Origin of the sequence: Microbacterium sp. T32 (assembly GCF_001619615.1) — a bacterium.
GTDB lineage: Bacteria > Actinomycetota > Actinomycetes > Actinomycetales > Microbacteriaceae > Microbacterium.
In genome coordinates, this window is record NZ_LQQP01000056.1 from 1 (window position 1) to 4,828 (window position 4,828).

Below are 4,828 nucleotides of genomic sequence, written 5' to 3' on the forward strand. Positions count from 1 at the left end.
CGACGACCGCGGTCATCCCGCTGACCGGACTCCTGGCCGGTGGCCTGAGCCTGTCGGTTCCCCTCATCTTCGGTGCCATGGCGGGTGTGCTCAGCGAGCGCGTCGGCGTGGTCAACATCGCCATCGAGGGGCAGCTGCTCGCGGGGGCGTTCACGTCCGCCGTCGTGGCGACCGTCACGGGCAACCCCTACCTCGGTCTCATCGCCGCGGCGGTGGCCGGCGTCCTGGTGTCGTTCATCCTGGCCGCCTTCGCGATCAAGTACTTCGTCGACCAGGTGATCGTCGGCGTCGTGCTGAACGTGCTCGTCGTCGGCCTCACGAGCTTCCTGTTCTCGCAGCTGCTCTCGCCGCACGCCGACACGCTGAACTCGCCGCCGCGCTTCCCGCGCCTGCCCATCCCGGTGCTGGCCGACATCCCGATCATCGGGCCGATGCTGTTCAACCAGACGATCATCGTCTACCTGATGTACGTCACCGTGGCCGCGGTGTACGTCGGTCTCTTCCACACCCGCTGGGGTCTGCGCCTGCGCGCCGTCGGCGAGCACCCGCAGGCGGCCGACACCGTGGGCATCAACATCGCCCGCACGCGGTTCTGGAACGTCTCGCTGGGTGGCGCGATCGCCGGTCTCGGTGGCGCGTTCTTCACGCTGGGTTCGGTGGGGGCGTTCAACAAGGAGATGACGGCCGGTGCCGGTTACATCGCCCTCGCGGCGGTCATCTTCGGCCAGTGGGACCCGATCCGTGCGACCCTCGCCGCGCTGCTGTTCGGCTTCGCGTCCAACCTGCAGAACACCCTCGGTGTGATCGGATCGCCCGTGCCCAGCGAGTTCATGCTCATGCTGCCGTACGTCGTGACGATCTTCGCCGTCGCCGGTCTCGTCGGTAAGGTCCGCGGCCCCGCGGCCGCCGGCAAACCGTACGTCAAGGGCTGACCCGGCCCGCCTTCCCCCTTCACGAGAGGACCCTCCGCTCCACGATGACCGACATCGACTGGGACGAACTCCGTTCCGCCGCCACCGAGGCGATGCACCGCGCCTACGCCCCCTACTCCCGCTTCAAGGTGGGTGCCGCGGCGCTCGTCGCCGACGGACGCATCGTCGCGGGGTGCAACGTCGAGAACGCCTCGTACGGCGTGACCCTCTGCGCCGAGTGCGGTCTGGTGTCCGAGCTGCACATGTCCGGGGGCGGTCAGCTCGTGGCGTTCGTCTGCGTGGACGGCGAGGGGCGCACGCTCATGCCGTGCGGTCGGTGCCGCCAGCTGCTGTTCGAGCACGCGATCCCGGGCATGCTGCTCGAGACCGTCAGCGGCATCCGGACCATCGACGAAGTCCTCCCCGACGCCTTCGGTCCGCGCGACCTCGAGGAGGCGGCCCGGTGAGCACCGAGCAGTACGACGCGGTCGACATCATCCGCGCACAGCGCGACGGACGCGCGATCTCCGAGGGGGAGATCCGCTGGCTCGTCGACGCGTACACCCGCGGCTACGTGATGGACGCGCAGATGTCGGCGTTCACGATGGCGGTCCTCCTGAACGGTCTCGGCCGTGACCAGATCCGGGTGCTGACGGATGCCATGATCGCCTCCGGCGAGCGGATGGACTTCTCGTCCCTCGGCAAGCCCACCGTCGACAAGCACTCCACCGGCGGCGTGGGCGACAAGATCACGCTGCCCCTGGCCCCGCTCGTCGCCGCGTTCGGCGTCGCCGTTCCCCAGCTCTCGGGTCGCGGTCTCGGCCATACGGGCGGCACGCTCGACAAGCTCGAGTCGATCCCGGGTTGGCGTGCGGCGCTGTCCAACGACGAGATCCTGGCGCAGCTCGCCGACGTGGGCGCGGTGATCTGCGCCGCCGGCACGGGCCTCGCCCCCGCCGACAAGAAGCTGTACGCGCTGCGCGACGTCACCGGCACGGTGGAGGCGATCCCGCTCATCGCGTCGAGCATCATGTCGAAGAAGATCGCCGAGGGCACCGACTCGCTCGTGCTCGACGTCAAGTTCGGCTCCGGCGCGTTCATGCAGGACATCGACCGCGCCCGGGAGCTCGCCGAGACGATGGTCGCGCTGGGCACCGACTCGGGCGTCAACACGACGGCGCTGCTCACCGACATGAACACCCCCCTCGGGCGCGCGATCGGCAACGCGAACGAGGTGCGCGAGTCGGTCGAGGTGCTCGCCGGCGGCGGCCCCGCCGACGTCGTCGAACTCACCGTCGCCCTCGCACGCGAGATGCTGACGCTCGCCGGGCAGCCCGACGCCGACGTCGAGGCGGCCCTGGCCGACGGCCGCGCGATGGACGTGTGGAAGCGCATGATCCGCGCGCAGGACGGCGACCCGGATGCCGCGCTCCCGAGGCCGCGCGAGACGCACACGGTCGTGGCCGACCGCGCGGGCGTCGTCACCCGCGTCGAGGCGCTGCCGTTCGGCATCGGTGCGTGGCGCCTGGGCGCCGGACGCGCGCGCGCCGAGGACGCCGTGGTGCACGCCGCGGGCATCGACCTGCACGTCACGGTCGGCGATTCCGTCGCCGCCGGTCAGCCGCTGTTCACCCTCTCGGCGGATGATGAGACGCGCTTCGACCGCGCCCTCGCGGCCGTCGAGGGCGCGTGGGAGATCGGCGACACCGCGCCCGTGCGCACCCCGCTCGTGCGCGAGCGCATCACCGCGTGATGGCATCCGACCCGAGGAGCACCATGGCCACCGACGACGTCCGCATCCAGGGCAAGAAGCTCAAGAACCTGCCGAAGGTGTCGCTGCACGATCACCTCGATGGCGGCATGCGCGCGCAGACGGTGCTCGAGCTCGCCGACGACCTCGACCTCGACGTTCCCGCCGACGACGCGGAGGGCCTGGCCGACTGGTTCTCCGACCACGTCGAGTCGGGGTCGCTCGAGGACTACCTCGAGAAGTTCGCGCTCACCGTCGGCGTCCTGCAGACCCGCGAAGGCCTCGTCCGCGCGGCGAAGGAGTTCGTCGAAGACCTCGCGGACGACGGCGTCGTCTACGGCGAGGTGCGGTGGGCCCCCGAGCAGCACCTCACGCGCGGTCTGAGCCTCGACGACGTGGTGGATGCCGTGCAGGAGGGCATCGAGGAGGGCGAGGATGCCGCGGACGCACGCGGCAAGGACATCCGCGTGGGGCAGCTGCTCACCGCCATGCGGCAGGGTTCGCGGTCGCACGAGATCGCCGAACTGGCGGTCGCGTGGCGCGGGCGCGGCGTCGTCGGCTTCGACCTCGCGGGTCCCGAGGACGGGTTCCCGGCCTCGAACCACCGTGCGGCCTTCGACTACCTCGCCGAGCAGTTCTTCCCCACGACGGTGCACGCCGGTGAAGGGGCGGGATTGGCATCCATCCGATCCGCCCTCATCGACGGCCGGGCCGTGCGCCTCGGCCACGGCGTGCGGATCGCCAACGACCTCGATGTCGTGTCGCGCGAGGGCGAGGAGGTGCTCGTCACGTTCGGCGACATGGCGCGGTGGGTGCGCGACCGCGAGATCACGCTCGAGCTGTCGCCGACGTCCAACCTGCAGAGCGGCGCGATCACGGCCTGGGGCGACACGCTCGACGCCCACCCGTTCGATCTGCTGTACCAGCTGGGCTTCTCGGTCACGGTGAACGTCGACAACCGCCTCATGAGCCGGACGACGCTGACCCGCGAGCTCGGGCTGCTGGCGCAGGCCTTCGACTACGACCTCGATGACCTCGAGGCGTTCCAGCTCAACGCCGCCGCCGGCGCGTTCCTGCCGGTGGAGGAGCGCGAGGAGCTCATCGAGATCATCGCCGAGGGCTTCCAGCGCTGACGCGTGCCGGTGCGCGGGGCGACGGCCTCGCGCCGCCCCGCGGTTGAGTGTCCAAGACACGCGGATGCGCGGTCGTCGCATCCGCGTGTCCTGGACACCGAACCCGGCCGCGCCGGGCTCAGCGCCAGCACCACGGGCGCGGAGGCGACCACGGGTCAGGGTGCCGGGAGCAACTCCGCGAGCTGCTCGGCGATGACGCGGTCGACCTCGGCGGGGTCGGCGGTCGGGGTGCCGTCGCCGGGCTGGGGGCCGTAGGCGCCGAACGACGCGTGGGAGGCGCCGGGGATCTCGACGAACACTGCGTCGTCGGGGAGCTCCCTCGCCGCATCCGCGATCTTCTGCGGTGTGGACAGGCCGTCCTCGGAACCGGAGAGGCTCAGCACCGGCAGCCCCGACCCGGACAGGTCGTTCGCGCAATACGAGGCGAACAGCACGAGGGCGTCGGCATCGGTCGCGAGCTGACACGCGCGCACGCCGCCGAGGGAGTGGCCGCCGACGGCCCACGTCTGCACGTCCGGCACCAGGTCGGTGAAGGTCGAGAGGGGGCGAGGGTCGAAGAACGCGAGGTTCAGCCACGGGCGCGTGATCACCACGGTCACGCCGTCGTCGACCACGGTGTCGGTCAAGGTCGCGACGTAGCCCAGCGCGTCGACCTTGGCGCCGGGGATGAACACCAGCCCGCGCCCGGTGTCGCCCGAGGTCGGAGTCAGGATCACCGCTGTCGGGTCCTCCGTGATCGTGAGGCCCGGGTTCGAGCGCGCCTCGGCGAGCGGGTCGGGTTCGGCGCCCATCACACCGACCTGGCTGTAGGTCAGGATGCCGACGACCGCCAGCACCACGAGGGCGCCGAGGCCGCCCAGGATCCAGCGCAGGACACGAAAACGCCGACGGGGCGCTCGGGGCGCCCCGTCGGCGGACGGTGGGGTGTCGGTCACCTCACGAGCGTAACGCCGCCTGTCGCGCGGCGACGATCTCCTCGACGCGGGCGAACAGCGGGTGCTCAGGTTCCAGGCCGGTCACCTGCGCGGTGAAGG

At 71.1% G+C, this 4,828-nt stretch carries 5 protein-coding genes; 4 read left to right on the forward strand and 1 reads right to left on the reverse strand.

Annotation, left to right across the window (positions count from 1 at the left end; translation table 11 throughout):
• The 4 genes from AVW09_RS15225 to AVW09_RS15240 all read left to right on the forward strand — a co-directional run.
• A partial coding sequence (locus AVW09_RS15225; protein WP_063258862.1) for an ABC transporter permease occupies nt 1-932 on the forward strand: 932 nt, incomplete at its 5' end.
• 44 nt (nt 933-976) lie between these two features.
• On the forward strand, nt 977-1,378 hold the full coding sequence (locus AVW09_RS15230; RefSeq protein ID WP_022878797.1) for a cytidine deaminase: 402 nt from the start codon (nt 977-979) through the stop codon (nt 1,376-1,378).
• Nucleotides 1,375-2,664, forward strand: a complete 1,290-nt coding sequence (locus AVW09_RS15235) for a thymidine phosphorylase (protein WP_063258863.1) — start codon at nt 1,375-1,377, stop codon at nt 2,662-2,664. The genes AVW09_RS15230 and AVW09_RS15235 overlap by 4 nt, the downstream gene beginning before the upstream one ends.
• A 23-nt stretch (nt 2,665-2,687) precedes the next feature.
• Nucleotides 2,688-3,794 (forward strand): adenosine deaminase, encoded by a 1,107-nt coding sequence (locus tag AVW09_RS15240; protein ID WP_063258864.1) that lies wholly within the window; start codon nt 2,688-2,690, stop codon nt 3,792-3,794.
• A 155-nt stretch (nt 3,795-3,949) separates the two neighbouring features.
• Here the strand turns inward: AVW09_RS15240 and AVW09_RS15245 are convergent, their stop codons facing one another.
• Nucleotides 3,950-4,729: an alpha/beta hydrolase gene (locus AVW09_RS15245; RefSeq protein ID WP_063258865.1), complete on the reverse strand. Its 780-nt coding sequence runs from the start codon at nt 4,727-4,729 to the stop codon at nt 3,950-3,952.
• Between the last annotated feature and the right edge of the window lie 99 nt (nt 4,730-4,828).